The organism is Bradyrhizobium sp. Kon58 (assembly GCF_055807455.1).
The window spans coordinates 1-327 of record NZ_JBVVOT010000266.1 but is presented as its reverse complement, the minus strand read 5'-3'; the positions used below and the strand labels follow the sequence as shown (position 1 = coordinate 327).

The following is a 327-nucleotide window of genomic DNA, read 5'->3' as shown; positions in this document are numbered from 1 at the left end:
CCGTGGTCATGCTGTTCCTGGGCTGGCGCACCGGGCTGGTGGTGGGCGCCATCGTACCGCTGACCATTCTGGGTACGTTGATCGCCATGCGCATGCTGGGGGTGGAGCTGCAAACCGTATCGATCGCCGCGATCATCCTCGCACTCGGCTTGCTGGTGGACAACGGTATTGTGATTGCCGAGGACATCGAACGCCGGTTGCATGCCGGTGAGGAACGGCGCCTGGCCTGCGAAGAAGCCGGACGCACCCTGGCAATACCGTTGTTGACCTCATCGCTGGTGATCGTGCTGGCCTTCTCGCCGTTCTTTCTTGGCAATCACAATACCG

General features: G+C 61.5%; 1 protein-coding gene. It reads left to right on the top strand.

All coding sequences use genetic code 11. The features are described 5' to 3' along the window. Positions 1 to 327: efflux RND transporter permease subunit (locus tag AC0L20_RS40415; protein WP_473295732.1), on the top strand; the 327-nt coding region annotated here is incomplete at both ends.